Genomic DNA, 15425 nt, shown 5'->3' on the forward strand with positions numbered 1-15425 from the left:
TGAGCTGGACGAGCAATACGGCGTTAAAAGGTGTTGCCGGGCGTTTGGGATCAACCGCAGTAGTTTCTACGCCTGGCGCCAGCGCCAAGGCAGAGCAAATCCTGAACGGGACAAGCTCAAAGCCGCGCTGGTCAGGCACCACAGGGCGTCCAGAGAGTCGGCCGGCGCACGTACTTTGTCCAAGGAGCTAAAAGCCAAAGGGCATCGTATCGGACGTTATATGGCTCGCAGTTTGATGCGCGAAGCTGGCATCGCTAGTCGTCAGCGCAGGCGCCATAAGTACAAGTCGCCGGGCGTTGAGGCATTGGTGGCGCCGCACGTGCTCAAGCGAAAATTTGATGTAACGGCGGTTAACCAGGTGTGGTGTGGCGACGTGACTTACATCAAGGTCGGCAAGCGGTGGATGTACTTCGCCGCCGTTCTGGATCTGTACGCTCGGAGGATCGTGGGTTGGTCGTTCTCGATGATTTCTGATGCCAACCTGACCTGCGAAGCGCTACGCATGGCGGTTGAGCTACGCGGCCACCCCCAGGATGTGTTGTTTCATTCAGACCAAGGTTGTCAGTACACCAGTCATAAATTCCGAAACGAGCTTGTGAAACACGGGTTTAGGCAAAGTATGAGCCGTAAAGGCGAGTGCTGGGACAACGCCCCCATGGAGCGTTTCTTTGGTAGTTTGAAATCAGAGTGGGTTCCTGAAACGGGCTACAAACTGGAACATGAGGCCCGGGCAGACGTGCAGCGCTATGTCTCGCGCTACAACATCAGCAGGCCTCACAGCTACAACGACTACCGGTCGCCGGTCGCGAAGGAAAGGTTGGCGGCGTGAACCTTAATCGGTGTCCAAGATTACTTGACCAGTTCAGCCTGCTCGCGATAGCGGTGTCACGGCCAGTGAAGATGTCGAACGTGCCGGCCCCATCGCGAGCAGGCTCGCTCCCACATTTGATCTTCAGCGCCGCAGCTCTCACGTACACCGCAAATCCACTGTGGGAGCGAGCCTGCTCGCGATAGCGGTGTCACGGCCAGTGGAGATGTTGAATATGCCGGCCTCATCGCGAGCAGGCTCGCTCCCACATTTGATCTTCAGCGCCGCAGCTCTCACGTACACCGCAAATCCATTGTGGGAGCGAGCCTGCTCGCGATAGCGGTGTCACGGCCAGTGGAGATGTCGAACGTGCCGGCCTCATCGCGAGCAGGCTCGCTCCCACATTTGATCTTCAACGCCGCAGCTCTCACGTACACCGCAAACCCATTGTGGGAGCGAGCCTGCTCGCGATAGCGGTGTCACGGCCAGTGAAGATGTCGAACGTGCCGGCCCCATCGCGAGCGGGCTCGCTCCCACATTTGATCTTCAGCGCCGCAGCTCTCACGTACACCGCAAATCCATTGTGGGAGCGAGCCTGCTCGCGATGGCGGGGTCACGGCCAGTGGAGATGTTGAATATGCCGGCCTTATCGCGAGCAGGCTCGCTCCCACATTTGATCTTCAATGCCGCAGCAGTCATGTACACAGCAAGGCAATTGTGGGGGCGGGCTGCTGGAAAAACTGAGTTTGCGCCCAACAAAAAGCCCCGCTTCCTTTCAGAAGCGGGGCTTTTTGTTTATCAGGCCAACTGAGGCTGTACGCTAACCGGCTGAAGCGGCAGCAACGGTGCATGCGGATCGGCCTTGACCGACTCACGCCATGCCGCCAGCCACTCGGGATGCGCCTCGTTCCAGACCTGCTCATGCAGGCGGGACAAGGCCACCGGGTCGCTCAGCAGCGCCAGTCGCTCGGCATTGCTGAGACCGGCCGGGCCAGCCTTCAGTGCGTGACGGACGCGTTCGACCCGTAGCCATTCAATCGGTTCGGCCTGGCCGTGACGGGAAGTCGCCAATGCACACGCCAAGGCATTCTGTTGCGGATCGACCACCGCCCGGATGAAGCCGTCGTTCAGCGCGTGCCAACGGTTTTCGTGGGTGTACTGGTCAGTCGACAGCAGCTCCTGAGGCGGTGCGTATTCCTCGGGGATCAGGAACAGGCTTTCATCACGGGACTTCAAGCCCAGGCCCACGCGACTGGAAATCACCGAGACCGGGATCGACAGCATCAGCGAGCCGACGATCGGCACGAGCCACCACAGGAAGCTTGGGTTCAGCCAGATCACCAGCAGTGCCCAGAAGAAGCCCAGTAAGGTCTGCGGGCCGTGGCGCTTGATGGCTTCGCTCCATGGCGTGGAGTCGTCGTCGCGCTTGGGCGAGTTCCAGGTCGCGGCCCAGCCCAGGAAAGCGGCAAGGACGAAGCGGGTATGAAAGATCATGCGCACCGGCGCCAGCAACATGGAGAACAGCATCTCCAGCAGCATCGACATCGTGACCTTGAACTTGCCACCGAACTCTTTCGCGCCTTTTGCCCAGATCAGCACGATACTCAAGAGCTTGGGCAGGAACAGCAGCACGATGGTGGTCGAGAACAGGGCGATGGCCTTCTCCGGGTGCCATTGCGGCCAGAGCGGATATAGCTGGCGCGGCTCCAGGAAGTATTGCGGCTCCATCAGCGTGTTCACGGCCAATAGCGCGGTGGACAGCACCAGGAAGAAGAACCACAGCGGCGCCGACAGGTAGGACATCACGCCCGTCAGGAATACCGCGCGGTGCACCGGGTGCATGCCCTTGACCAGGAACAGCCGGAAGTTCATCAGGTTGCCGTGGCACCAGCGACGGTCACGCTTGAGTTCGTCCAGCAGGTTCGGCGGCAACTCCTCGTAGCTGCCTGGCAAGTCATAGGCAATCCACACGCCCCAACCGGCGCGGCGCATCAGCGCCGCTTCAACGAAGTCGTGGGAAAGGATCGCACCCGAGAACGCCCCTTTACCCGGCAACGGCGCCAGGGCGCAGTGGTCGATGAACGGCTTCATGCGGATGATCGCGTTGTGGCCCCAATAGTGCGACTCACCCAACTGCCAGAAGTGCAGGCCGGCGGTGAACAGTGGACCATAGACGCGGGTGGCGAACTGCTGCATGCGTGCATACAGCGTGTCCATGCCCGAGGCTTTTGGCGCGGTCTGGATGATGCCGGCGTCCGGCGTGGCTTCCATCAGACGCACCAGGCTGGTCAGGCATTCGCCGCTCATCACGGAGTCCGCATCGAGCACGACCATGTACTTGTAGTCACTGCCCCAACGACGGCAGAAGTCGTCGAGGTTGCCGCTCTTGCGCTTCACGCGGCGACGGCGACGGCGATAGAAGATCTTGCCGAAGCCGCCGGCTTCCCGGCAGACATCCAGCCAGGCTTGCTGTTCGGCGACGCAGATATCGGTCTCGTTGCTGTCGCTGAGCACGAAGAAGTCGAAGCGATCCAGGTCACCGGTGGCCGCGACGGATTCGAAGGTGGCGCGCAGCCCGGCGAATACCCTTGGCACGTCCTCGTTGCAGATCGGCATCACCAGCGCGGTGCGAGCGTCTTTCGGAATCGGCTCGTTGCCGGCGCTGGCACCGGAGATACGGTACTTGTCATGACCGGTGAGCAGTTCGAGAAAGCCCATCAGCGCGGTCCAGAAACCGGCCGACACCCAGCAGAACAGGATCCCGAACATGATCAGGATGCTGGTTTGCAGCGCATACGGCAGCACTTGCGTGGCCGTTTGCAACAACGGCTGGTGCAGCACTTCGTCCAGGTCCACCAGCGACCAGCCCTGGTACGGCATGATGCCTTTCATGTACCAGCCGGCGACGATGGTCTGGCCGAGCATCAGTATCAGCAGGATATAACGACGGATCGACCCCACGGTGCGCCAGCGAGCGTGCGGCAAAACGCGCTCGTCCTTGGGCGGCTTCGGCGGGTTGGTGCGACCGGTCAGGCGGCGCCATGCACGCACCAGGATATTGGTACGCCATGGCTCCGGCACGACCTTGGTCCGGCGAATCGGCGGCGTTGCTTTCAAGCACACCCGACCACTGGAATCGAGCGCCAGCATTTCGGCGTCCTCGAGTTCCTCGGCGGTGCTCAGCGTCAGGCGACGGCCTACCGAGGCTTGGGCCGCCTCGGTGGGTGCATCGAATGTCGGCGAAGCCAGGCGTTCATGCAGTTCGCTGAAGGACTTGCAGCCCGCCAGCTCGGCGCGCTGCTCGTCGGTCATCGGCAAATGGGCCAGATACTCGCGAAGAGATTCTGGTTGTACGGGAGTATTACTCATCGGCAGGCAACTGATAGCTCCAGGTCTCGGTCAGGACTTGCTCAGTCTGTTCCGGTTCCTGCGGGGTTGGGGTCGGCTCGGCGGCGGCGGTGGACGCCTTGACGGCCTTGGCTTCTTTTTGCTCGTTGGCTTGCTCGTTGGTTTTTTCTTTCTCGCTCTGCTGCTTGGCAACCTTGTCGGCCTTGGCCAAGGTGGTCACGGAATGCGAGGCGGCCGGCAGTTCGACCGGCACAAGCGGCCGGACCAGGGCGGCACGCATTTCGGTGGCCTTGCTCGGGTCCTTGATCTTCAGGCGCAGCGTCAAGCGCCAGCCCTTGGTTTCCGGGTTGTAGCGCACGCTGTTTTCAACGATCTCGGCGTTGTCGCCGACGCTCACCTGGCTACGCACTTCTGCGTTTTCCGGCAGCGCTTGCAGGGACGGGCCTTCAAAATCGACCAGGTAGGCCACGCTGCCATCCGGCTGGCGGATCAGGTTGGACTGTTTGACGTCGCCGGTGGAACGCAGGGTCTGCTTGACCCAGGCGCTGTCTGGCGAGTGCAGGCTGGCTTCATCGAGGGTCCAGTGCAGGCGATAGGCGAAGTCCAGAGGCTGGCCAGGCTCAGGCAGCTTTTCCGGGCTCCAGAACGCAACGATGTTGTCGTTGGTTTCATCGGCAGTCGGGATCTCGACCAGGTTCACGGTGCCCTTGCCCCAATCGCCTTTCGGCTCGATCCAGGCGCTTGGACGTTTGTCGTAACGGTCGTCCAGGTCCTCGTAGTGGCTGAAGTCACGGCCACGTTGCAGCAAGCCGAAACCACGCGGGTTTTCCACCGAGAAGCTGCTCACGGCCAGGTGTTTCGGGTTGTTCAAGGCACGCCAGATCCACTCGCCGTTGCCGGCATGAATGGACAGGCCGCTGGAGTCGTGGAGCTCGCGACGGTAATTCAGCACTTTGGACGGCTGGTTGGCGCCGAACAGGAACATGCTGGTCAACGGGGCGATGCCCAGCTTGTTGACGCGATCACGCAGGAATACACGCGATTTCACGTCGACCACGGTGTCGGTGCCTGGACGCAGCGTCAGGCGATAGGCGCCGGTAGCCCGTGGCGAATCCAGCAAGGCGAAGATCACCAGATGCTTGTCGGTCGGTTTCGGGCGCTGGATCCAGAATTCGCGAAAGCGTGGGAACTCTTCACCCGACGGCAGTGCGGTGTCGATGGCCATGCCACGCGCGGACAAGCCGTAAACCTGGCCTTTGCCGATGACGCGGAAGTAGCTCGCGCCCAGCATGGTCATGATCTCGTCTTGCTTGTCGGCCTTGTTGATCGGGTACAGCACACGGAATCCCGCGTAGCCCAGCTGTTCGGTCGCCTTGGGATCGAACTTGACGTCACCGAAATCGAAGCGCGCCGGGTCATATTTGATCTCATCGACGGTGGTCGCGGTGATCTCATTGATTTTCACCGGCGTGTCGAAGTGCATGCCCTGGTGATAGAACGACAGCCGGAACGGCGTCTTCTGGTCGGCCCATTCAGCTTTTTCAGTGCGGAAACGAATTTTCTGATAATCGGCGAACTTCATTTCGCGGAATTCATTCGGCAAATTGCTGCGCGGGGCTTCGAACTTCTGCCCGGCCAGTTCTTGTGCCTTCGCCGATACATCATCCAGGCTGAATGCCCACAGTTGGCCGGCGCCAAACAGGCACAACAGGGCCGAGCCCGCTACCAGAGCGTTTCTAAACCGTTTGGCAGTCATTTTTGGTGCATTACAGGGACTAACAATCACGAGCAACCCTCGCCGAAAACTGATCAAAAAACCAACGGCCAGATAAAGTATCTACACGGTAACGGCGCTGAAAAACCGTTCCTGCGGACCACTCTTGCCAAGTTGGCGAGCATTGTTCCGACTCCGACGGGGCAAAATGATTCCCCAAACGGTTCAGGACAAGTCTCTACCTAAGTCAAATGGACCAGCGAACGCTGGTCCCCCGTAGCGCGCGATTATCTAGTAGGCCGCGTGACAACGCATCAGGGCTAGCAAAGTATTTATCGAGAAAACATCCTGTTTTGCCTCGAAACCGGACCGAAAAGATGTTTCAAACGCTTTCAGGCCTGTAACAGAAAGGTTACCGGGCCATCATTGACCAGATGCACTTGCATGTCGGCGCCGAATCTACCTGATGCCACGGTGCCATGCACCTGTTTCGCCTGGCTGAGCAAATAGTCGAACAACTCTTCACCGAGAGCGGGAGGCGCGGCGGTCGAAAAACTCGGGCGCAAGCCGCTCCTGGTGTCCGCCGCCAGGGTGAATTGCGACACCAACAGCAAACCGCCCTGCACATCCACCAGGGACAGGTTCATCTTCCCGTCGGCGTCGCTGAACACCCGGTAGTTAAGCAGCTTATGCAGGAGTTTGTCGGCGTGGGCAGGGGTATCCCCGGGCTCGACAGCCACCAGCACCAGCAAACCATGGTCCACCGCACCGACAATTTCCCCCGCGACTTCTACCCGGGCGCCGCGAACCCGTTGCAGCAACCCCTTCATGCTTCTTCGGGCGGCAGATCAAGCAGGCGTCGGGCCATTTGCGCGGCCGCGCGTACCAGCGCATCGGTGATCCCTGGCTCCGAGGCTGCATGGCCGGCGTCGCGAATCACCTGCAACTCGCTGTTGGGCCAGTTCTGGTGCAGCTCCCAGGCGTTGTCCAGTGGGCAGATCACATCGTAGCGGCCATGCACGATGACGCCGGGCAAATGGGCGATCTTGCCCATGTCGCGGATCAACTGGTTGGGTTCAAGAAATGCATTGTTGGTGAAGTAGTGGCATTCGATCCGGGCAATCGACAGCGCGCGCTGTGGCTCGGAGAAGCGGTCGACCACCAGCGGGTTCGGGCGCAGGGTCGCGGTACGGCCCTCCCACGTCGACCAGGCCTTGGCCGCGTGCATCTGGGCGATCTGGTCGTTACCGGTCAGGCGCTTGTGAAAGGCGCTGAGCAGGTCGTCGCGCTCATCCAGTGGGATCGGCGCGATGTAGTCCTGCCAGTAATCCGGAAACAGGCGGCTGGCGCCGGCCTGGTAGAACCACTCGATTTCCTGGGGACGGCAGAGAAAGATCCCACGCAAGATCAAGCCATGCACCCGCTCCGGATGGGTCTGGGCGTAGGCCAGGGCCAACGTTGACCCCCAGGAGCCGCCGAACAGCACCCACTTCTCGATGCCCAGATGTTTGCGGATGCGCTCCAGGTCCTCGACCAGATCCCAGGTGGTGTTGTTTTCCAGGCTGGCGTGAGGCGTGGAACGACCACAACCGCGCTGGTCGAACGTGACGATGCGATACAGGTTCGGATCGAAATAGCGGCGGCTTTGCGCATCGCAACCGGCCCCCGGGCCACCATGAATGAACACCACCGGCAGGCCTTCTGGCGAGCCGCTTTCATCGACGTAGAGCGTGTGGGTGTCATCGACAGCCAGATCGTGCCGGGCATGGGGTTTGATCTGCGGGTACAAAGTCTGCATTGCGCGCTCCGTAAGGGGTCGAGTCATCCCTGTGGGGACTTCTATTTAGTCTGCCGTCCGGCATCATAAACCCGAATCACCTCAATGAGCATGCCCCCGCACCGTCAAAGCGTGTCAGCCAGGTATGCCAGCAGTGTGCGATACATCTGATCGACCTCTGGCACCAGGCCACGTGCGCGCAGGCAACCGTGGACCAGCCCTTCCCCCCGATACAAGACCGACACGCCCCCTGCGACATTCAATCGCTCGTGATAAAGAACGCCGTCATCACGCAGGGGGTCCCATTGCGCGACGGCGACAAAGGCAGGCGCCAAACCGCTCAGATCGTCGGCAAGCAACGGGGCGGCGTAGGGCGTGGGGGCGGCACCGTGCAGGTACATGGCGTCGTAGCGTTGCAGGTCGCTGCTGCTCAAGAGAGGTGCGTCGAAACACTCCTGGCGCGACGGCAAATGCGCGGGGCCGCCTAGCGCCGGGTAAATCAGCACTTGGGTTCGCGGCTGAGGCTGGCCTGCATCACGCAGGGCCAGGCACAACGCGGCGGCGAGATTGCCTCCAGCGCTGTCGCCAGCCAGCGCTTTGCGTCGTGGATCAATGGCGAATGGGACGTCTGCCAAGTGATGCCACACCGCGAGGCAGTCTTCGAAACCGGCCGGATAGGGATGCTCCGGGGCGAGCCGGTAGTCCACCGCCACGACCAGCACGCCAAGGCTTTCAGCCAGCTCCATGCAAATGAAGTCATGGGAATCCAGGTCCCCTACCACCCAACCACCACCGTGCAGGTAAAGGATGCACGGCCAGCCGGCCAATGGTGGCGCGACGCGCGCGTGATAGGCGCGGATGGCCACGCCAGCCAATTGCAGGTCCTCGACTGCAAGCGTTGACGGGCGCGACGGGGTGAATGCCCGACACATCTGGCTGTAGGCCTCGCGCGAGCCGGCGAGGCTGTCGTCCGGGCTCGTGAAGCTCAGGGTCTTGTCGATGAAGGCAGTCATTGCCTGGGAAAGTGGGTAGGCCACGGGGTTCTCAATGTCCAGGAGCTTGCATCAGTTCTTGAGACTCGCCTGCACCGCTGCAATTCCATCCTTGCCGTCGAAGCTGGTCACGCCGGCCAGCCAACGCTGCAGATCCTCGGGGTGCTCGCGCAGCCATTGCCTTGCGACGTCCTGGGGAGTCTTGCGCTCCATGATCGGCACCATCAGCTGACTTTCCTGGGCAGCGGTAAACGTCAGGTTTTCCAGCAGCCGCTGGACGTTGGGGCAACGCTGGGCGTAGTCCGGCGCGGTCACGGTGGAGACAGTCGCGGCACCTTCGTTCGGGCCATACACGTCTTCGCTGCCCGTCAGGTAGGCGATGTTCATGTTGATGTTCATCGGGTGCGGGGTCCAGCCAACGAAGACCACGAACTCCTTGCGATTCACCGCCCGTTGCACCGCCGCCAACATCCCCGCCTCGCCGGATTCGATCAGTTTGAAATCCTTGAGGCCAAAGTGATTGGTCTCGATCATGGTCTTGATGGTGGTGTTGGCGCCACTGCCCGGCTCGATGCCGTAGATCTTGCCGCCGAGCTCATCCTTGAACCGGGCGATATCGGCAAAGCTCTTGAGCCCTGCCGCCGCCACGTAATCGGGCACGGCGAGCGTGGCCTGGGCGTCGGCCAGGCTAGGTTTGTCCAGGACCTTCACTTGGTTGGCCGCCAGGAACGGGGCGATGTTCTTGTCCATCGCCGGTTTCCAATAGCCCAGGAAGATATCGAGTCGCTTGTCGCGGATGCCGGCGAAGATGATCTGTTGCACGGCGCTGGTCTGCTTGCTTTCGTAGCCAAGGCCGGTGAGCAGTACGTCCGCCATGCCACTGGTGGCAATGACGTCGGTCCAGTTGACCACGCCCATGCGTACGGCCTGGCAAGACGCAGGCTCGGCGGCCATCGCGCCGGAGCTTAGTAGAACGGTACCGCAGAGGAACGATAGACAGCGTTTGGACAGTCTTTTCATCGCGTGGGTCTCGTGCGGCAGTGGATTGTTGTAGGTCGGCGTCTAGATGCACCGTGCCTGGAACATTACGCAGCGTCGAGGGGGCGAAGGTGAACTGTGGCGACTTGGTTTTGCACGGTGGCGACAGTCCCCATTCCAGGGAGTCAGCGCCCATAAACCTGTGGCGAGGGGATTTATCCCCGCTGGACTGCGTAGCAGTCCCAAAATTCTGAATCCGTGTGGATCATCTATCTTTGGGGCCGCTTCGCGACCCAGCGGGGATAAATCCCCTCGCCACAGGTATTGGGTAGGTCTTTATTTCTTGTAGGCCTGCCGCCCCCACGCCAGGAAACCTTCGAGCAATTCCCTGAGCACCACCTGGGTCGGCGCCGCCAGGTCGGGCCGATAGTTGAACGGTTCGAACTCTTCCATGTAGGTGCTCTGGCATAGCTCCAGTTGCACCGCATGGATGTCCTGGGCCGGGTTGCCGTAGTGGCGGGTGATGTGCCCGCCCTTGAAACGCCCGTTCAGCACGTGGGTGAACTGATCATGGCGGGCGCAGATGCCTTCGAGCTCGCTCGCCAGCGTCGGATTGCAACTGGCGCCGTTGAAGGTGCCCAGGTTGAAATCCGGCAGCTTGCCGTCGAACAGGTGCGGGATCACCGAGCGGATCGAGTGGGCATCGAACAGCAAGGCATAGCCGAACTCGGCCTTGAGCCGCGCCAGTTCTTGCTGCAGCGCTTGGTGATAGGGCATCCAGACCTGTTGCAGGTACGTCGCCCGCTCTTCGGCGGATGGCTCCAGACCTTCACGAAACAACGGCACGCCATCGAACAGCGTCGCCGGGTACAAGCCGGTGGTGGCACCGACGTACATCGGTTTGTCATCGGAGGGCCGGTTCAGGTCAACGACGAACCGTGAGTATTCGGCGGCCAGGGTGCTGGCGCCAAGCTCATCGGCAAACTCATAGAGCTGCGGAATGTGCCAATCGGTGTCCGGCAGGCTTTGGGCTTGCGGGATCAATCCGGCCTGTACCGCCGGGGTCAGGCGCAGGCCGGCATGAGGCATGCTGATCAACAGCGGCACGCGCCCTTGCTTGAAATTCAGGACCTTCTCCACAACCGTTCTCCTCAATCGATTTCCACGCCGTGACGCACGACGCGTTTTTCCAGCTCGCCACCGAGCCAATAGGACAGGTCAGCGGGGCGATCGATGTCCCAGGCGACAAAGTCCGCTACCTTGCCCGCTTCCAGCGAACCATGGGTCCCGGCCACGCCCAAGGCTTGAGCCGCGTGGATCGTCGCCCCAGCCAGGGCTTCTTCCGGGGTCATACGCAAACAGGTGCACGCCATGTTCAACATCAAGCGCAACGACAATGCCGGCGAGGTGCCGGGGTTGAGGTCGCTGGCCACGGCGATTTTCACGCCGTGCTTGCGCAGGGCATCCATGGGCGGCAGCTGGGTTTCACGCAGGAAATAAAACGCCCCTGGCAACAACACCGCCACGGTGCCGGACGCGGCCATGGCCTTGGCGTCGTCCTCGGTCATGAACTCCAGGTGATCGGCCGACAGCGCCTGGTAGCGCGCCGCCAGGCTGGAGCCATTGAGCGACGACAATTGTTCAGCGTGCAGCTTCACCGGCAGGCCCAATTGCTGCGCGGTGATAAACACCCGCTCGACCTGCGCCGGGGAAAAGGCCAGGTACTCGCAAAAAGCGTCAACGGCGTCCACCAGCCCTTCAGCCGCCAACGCGGGCAGCATTTCAGCGCAGATGTGCTCGATGTAGTCATCGGCGCGATCCTGGTATTCCGGCGGCAAGGCGTGGGCCGCCAGGCACGTGCTGCGCACACTGACCGGAAGCTCGGCACCGAGGCGGCGGATGACGCGCAGGATCTTGCGCTCGCTGGCCAGGTCCAGGCCGTAGCCGGACTTGATTTCCACCGTGGTCACGCCATCGCGCATCAGGCTCTTCAGGCGTCTGGCGGCGCTGGCGAACAGCTCGTCCTCACTGGCGGCGCGGGTGGCGCGCACGGTGCTGGCGATGCCACCGCCGGCCGCCGCTATTTCGGCGTAGCTGACGCCTTGCAGGCGCTGTTCGAACTCACCGCTGCGGTTGCCGCCAAACACCGTGTGGGTGTGGCAGTCGATCAGCCCCGGCGTGACCCAGGCGCCCTTGAGGTCGTTGACCGCCGGATAGTCGCCCATCGGCAGTTCGGCACGGGGCCCGATCCATTGAATGTGCTCGCCCTGGGTGACGATGGCGGCGTCTTCGATGATCGAGTAGACGCCCTGGGCCATGGTGGCGGCGTGGCAGTTTTGCCAGAGGGTTTTCATCCCGGTTTCCTCGTCGCGTTCAAAATCGAATCGCGAGCAGGCTCGCTCCCACAAGGGTCAGGGTGTACCCAAATGAATGTTCAACCCCTACCCCTGTGGGAGCGAGCTTGCTCGCGATGAGGCCCTTACAGACTCGGCAACAACTGCGCCGTGACCAGCTCGTTCAGGCAGCGACTCGCCAACAATTCACTCGCTGCATTGATATCCGGGGCAAAGAATCGGTCCTTCTCATAGAACGGCACTTCTGCACGCAACAGACCCCGGGCCTGTTCCAGCTTGGCGGAGGTCTTCAAACCGCCGCGCAGGTCCAGCCCTTGGCACGCCGCCAGCCATTCCACCGCCAGGATCCCGCGGGTGTTCTCGGCCATTTCCCACAGGCGCTTGCCAGCGGCCGGGGCCATGGAGACGTGGTCTTCCTGGTTGGCCGAGGTCGGCAGGCTATCCACCGAATGAGGATGGGACAGCGCTTTGTTTTCACTCGCCAGCGCCGCCGCTGTCACCTGGGCAATCATGAACCCGGAGTTCACACCGCCATTGGCCACCAAAAACGGCGGCAGCTGCGACATGTGCTTGTCCATCATCAGCGAAATGCGTCGCTCGCTCAGGGAGCCAATTTCGGCAATCGCCAGGGCCATGTTGTCCGCCGCCATCGCCACCGGTTCGGCGTGGAAGTTGCCACCGGAAATCACATCGCCCTCGGCGGCGAACACCAGCGGGTTATCCGACACGGCGTTGGCCTCGATCACCAGCACCTCGGCAGCCTGGCGGAACTGGGTCAGGCAGGCGCCCATCACTTGCGGTTGGCAACGCAGGGAGTACGGGTCCTGGACCTTGTCACAGTTCTGGTGCGAATCGGAAACTTCGCTGCGCTCGCCCAGCAGGTCTCGATAGGCCGCGGCGGCATCGATCTGGCCTTTCTGGCCGCGAGCCGCATGGATGCGCGCATCGAATGGCGAACGCGAACCGAGCACCGCTTCGACAGTGAGGCTACCCAGGGCCAGGGCGCCAGCGAACAGGTCTTCGCCTTCGAAAAGGCCGCGCAAGGCAAACGCGGTGGAGACCTGGGTGCCGTTGAGCAGCGCCAAGCCTTCCTTCGCGGCCAGGGTCAGCGGCGCGAGGCCAGCAACTTTCAAGGCGTCGACGGCCGGCAGCCATTCGCCCTTGTAGCGGGCCTTGCCTTCGCCCAGCAGCACCAGGGACATGTGGGCCAGCGGTGCCAGGTCACCGGATGCGCCCACCGAACCTTTCAACGGAATGTGTGGATAAACCTCGGCGTTGATCAGCGCGATCAGCGCATCGATCACCTGCCGACGAATGCCCGAGAAACCCCGGCTCAGGCTGTTGACCTTGAGCACCATGACCAACCGCACCAGCGCATCGCTGATCGGCTCGCCCACACCGGCGGCATGGGACAGCACCAGGGAACGCTGCAGGTTTTCCAAGTCCTCGCTTGCGATGCGAGTCGAGGCCAGCAGGCCGAAACCGGTGTTGATGCCATAGGCGGTGCGGTTCTCGGCAAGAATCTGTTCCACGCACGCAACGCTGGCTTCGATCTGCGCCGACGCACTGGCATCAAGGCTCAGGGTGACCGGTTGCTGGTAGATGTCGCGCAATTGAGCCAGGCTCAATTGGCCGGGAATCAGGTTTAAGGCAGTCATTTATTGCTCCTTTTGAGAGTTTTGTTTTTTCATTCGCCAGTCGCTCCGGAATGCTCCGTTATCCGTCACCTTCGCTTTTTGGGCGATGCCTAGGGGCTATAGGTGCCTTGGCACGCTGGCGCTTTTTTGATCAATTCAAATTCGGTAATACGTTTTTCAGGAGGTGCGGGTCGCTGAGCAGCCCGGCGGCACTGGCGATGTCCGGCGCCAGCCAGCGGTCCTGGTCGTAGGCCGGAACGCGCTCGCGCAGCAGTTTCCAGGCGATGTCGGTGCCGGCGCCGAAGCGCTGCGCCTTGAGAAACTCGAAGGCCTGGGCCGCCAGCAGGTACTCGATGGCGAGGATCTGCGTGCAGTTTTCCAGCGCCCGGTGCAGCTTCAAGGCCGCGTTGGTGCCCATGCTCAAATGGTCTTCCTGCAACCCGGAGGTGACGAAATTGTCCAGCACCGCCGGTTGCGCCAGTTGCTTGTTCTCCGCGCACAGCGACGCGGCAACGTATTGCACGATCATCATTCCCGAGTTCACGCCCGGGTTGGCGACCAAAAATGCCGGCAAGCCGCTGACGTGAGGATTGATCAGGCGGTCGAGGCGACGCTCGGCGATCGAACCGATCTCGGCCATGGCAATCGCCAGCAGGTCCGCCGCCAACGCCACCGACTGGCCGTGTGGATTGGCCTGGGACATGACCCGGAAACTCTCCGGCGTACCCAGCAGCATTGGGTTATCGGTGACAGCGTTGAGCTCGGTTTCGATCTGTTGCCGAGCATGCTCCAACTGATCGCGAGCGGCGCCGTGAACCTGGGGAATCGAGCGGATGCTCAAGGCATCCTGGGTGCGGATACCCAGGCTCGAAGCAATGACTTCGCTGCCATCGAGCAACGCGCGCAGATTCGCACCAACCTGTTGCATGCCCGGGTGTGGCTTGAGGGCGATGATCTCGGCATCGAACGCGGCAATCTGCCCGCGCTGGGCCTCGAAGCTCATGGCACCGATCACGTCGGCCCATTGCACCAGCCGCGTGGCATCGGCCAGGGCCAGGCAACTGAGCCCGGTCATGCACGGCGTGCCGTTGACCAGGCACAAACCGTCCTTCGCTCCCAACTGCACCGGCTGCAGCCCTTCTGCGGCCAAGGCCTGTTGCGCCGGGACGATCTGCCCGCGATAGCTGACTTGCCCAACGCCCAACAGCGCGATACCGATGTGGGCCATGTGGGTCAAGTAACCCACTGAGCCCTGGGACGGCACTTGTGGCGTAATGCCGCGATTGAGCAACGCCAGTAATGCCTCGACCACCCGGCGATGGATACCGGACTTGCCTTGGCTGTAGTTGTGGATAGCGGCGCAGAGAATCGCCCGGGTCTGCTCGTCGGCGAGTGCCGGGCCGACGCCACAGGCGTGGCTGAGCAGGGTGTTGCGCGACAATTGGCTGAGCTGTTCGTCCTGGAGCGAGACATTGCACAAGGCGCCCAGGCCGGTGTTGACGCCATAGGCACGCTCGCCGCTTTTGACGATGCGCTGGACGATGGCCTGGGCATTGTCGATCCGCGCCCAGACCTGGGCCGACAGCTCGAGCGTAGCGCCGAAGCGGGCGACGGCGACCACGTCCTGCCAGCGCAGGGGGGCGCCGGTGATGATGATTTTTTCAGCCTGGGACATCTCAAACCTCATTCCAAATTCTCAGTGCGCTGTCTCTTGGGTTGAAGGCATCACTCCCGTGGCGAGGGAGCTTGCTCCCGCCCGGCCGGGCTGGCGCTCCAGCGCGTAGGGGCCGCCTCTTTTGGGTCTGCTACGCAGCCCA

Annotated in this window: 11 protein-coding genes; 1 reads left to right on the forward strand and 10 read right to left on the reverse strand. The window is 61.8% G+C overall.

Features of this window, described 5'->3' with window-relative positions:
* Positions 1-4: 4 nt before the first annotated feature.
* A complete protein-coding gene (locus DOCECA_RS20465; RefSeq protein ID WP_434611621.1) occupies positions 5-829 on the forward strand; it encodes an IS3 family transposase in 825 nt (274 codons plus the stop codon).
* Positions 830-1606: 777 nt separating this feature from the next.
* On the opposite strand, the gene mdoH is transcribed toward DOCECA_RS20465, so the two are convergent.
* The 10 genes from mdoH to hutH (DOCECA_RS20515) form a co-directional block, all read right to left on the reverse strand.
* On the reverse strand, positions 1607-4177 hold the full coding sequence (gene mdoH, locus DOCECA_RS20470; RefSeq protein WP_420767018.1) for a glucans biosynthesis glucosyltransferase MdoH: 2571 nt from the start codon (positions 4175-4177) through the stop codon (positions 1607-1609).
* Entirely contained in the window at positions 4170-5912 is a 1743-nt protein-coding gene (locus DOCECA_RS20475; RefSeq protein WP_420767017.1) for a glucan biosynthesis protein, read from the reverse strand. The genes mdoH and DOCECA_RS20475 overlap by 8 nt, the downstream gene beginning before the upstream one ends.
* 350 nt (positions 5913-6262) lie before the next feature.
* Positions 6263-6700: a D-aminoacyl-tRNA deacylase gene (gene dtd, locus DOCECA_RS20480; RefSeq protein WP_420767016.1), complete on the reverse strand. Its 438-nt coding sequence runs from the start codon at positions 6698-6700 to the stop codon at positions 6263-6265.
* Positions 6697-7668 carry a prolyl aminopeptidase gene (gene pip, locus DOCECA_RS20485; protein WP_003196909.1) on the reverse strand — a complete coding sequence of 324 codons (972 nt, stop codon included), beginning with the start codon at positions 7666-7668 and terminating at the stop codon, positions 6697-6699. The genes dtd and pip overlap by 4 nt, the downstream gene beginning before the upstream one ends.
* Before the next feature lie 104 nt (positions 7669-7772).
* The gene (locus DOCECA_RS20490; protein ID WP_434564163.1) at positions 7773-8660 is read right to left on the reverse strand and encodes an alpha/beta hydrolase; all 888 of its coding nucleotides are present in this window, start codon (positions 8658-8660) and stop codon (positions 7773-7775) included.
* Positions 8661-8711: 51 nt separating this feature from the next.
* Positions 8712-9659, reverse strand: a complete 948-nt coding sequence (locus DOCECA_RS20495; protein WP_434675759.1) for a choline ABC transporter substrate-binding protein — start codon at positions 9657-9659, stop codon at positions 8712-8714.
* Between the two features lie 294 nt (positions 9660-9953).
* On the reverse strand, positions 9954-10757 hold the full coding sequence (gene hutG, locus DOCECA_RS20500) for an N-formylglutamate deformylase (RefSeq protein WP_445570992.1): 804 nt from the start codon (positions 10755-10757) through the stop codon (positions 9954-9956).
* 11 nt (positions 10758-10768) lie between these two features.
* Positions 10769-11971 (reverse strand): imidazolonepropionase, encoded by a 1203-nt coding sequence (gene hutI, locus DOCECA_RS20505; protein ID WP_445570993.1) that lies wholly within the window; start codon positions 11969-11971, stop codon positions 10769-10771.
* 125 nt (positions 11972-12096) lie between these two features.
* Positions 12097-13629: a histidine ammonia-lyase gene (gene hutH, locus DOCECA_RS20510; protein ID WP_420767012.1), complete on the reverse strand. Its 1533-nt coding sequence runs from the start codon at positions 13627-13629 to the stop codon at positions 12097-12099.
* Between the two features lie 130 nt (positions 13630-13759).
* Positions 13760-15283: a histidine ammonia-lyase gene (gene hutH / locus DOCECA_RS20515; protein WP_445570994.1), complete on the reverse strand. Its 1524-nt coding sequence runs from the start codon at positions 15281-15283 to the stop codon at positions 13760-13762.
* Positions 15284-15425: the final 142 nt, after the last annotated feature.

The organism is Pseudomonas sp. E102 (genome assembly GCF_052660185.1).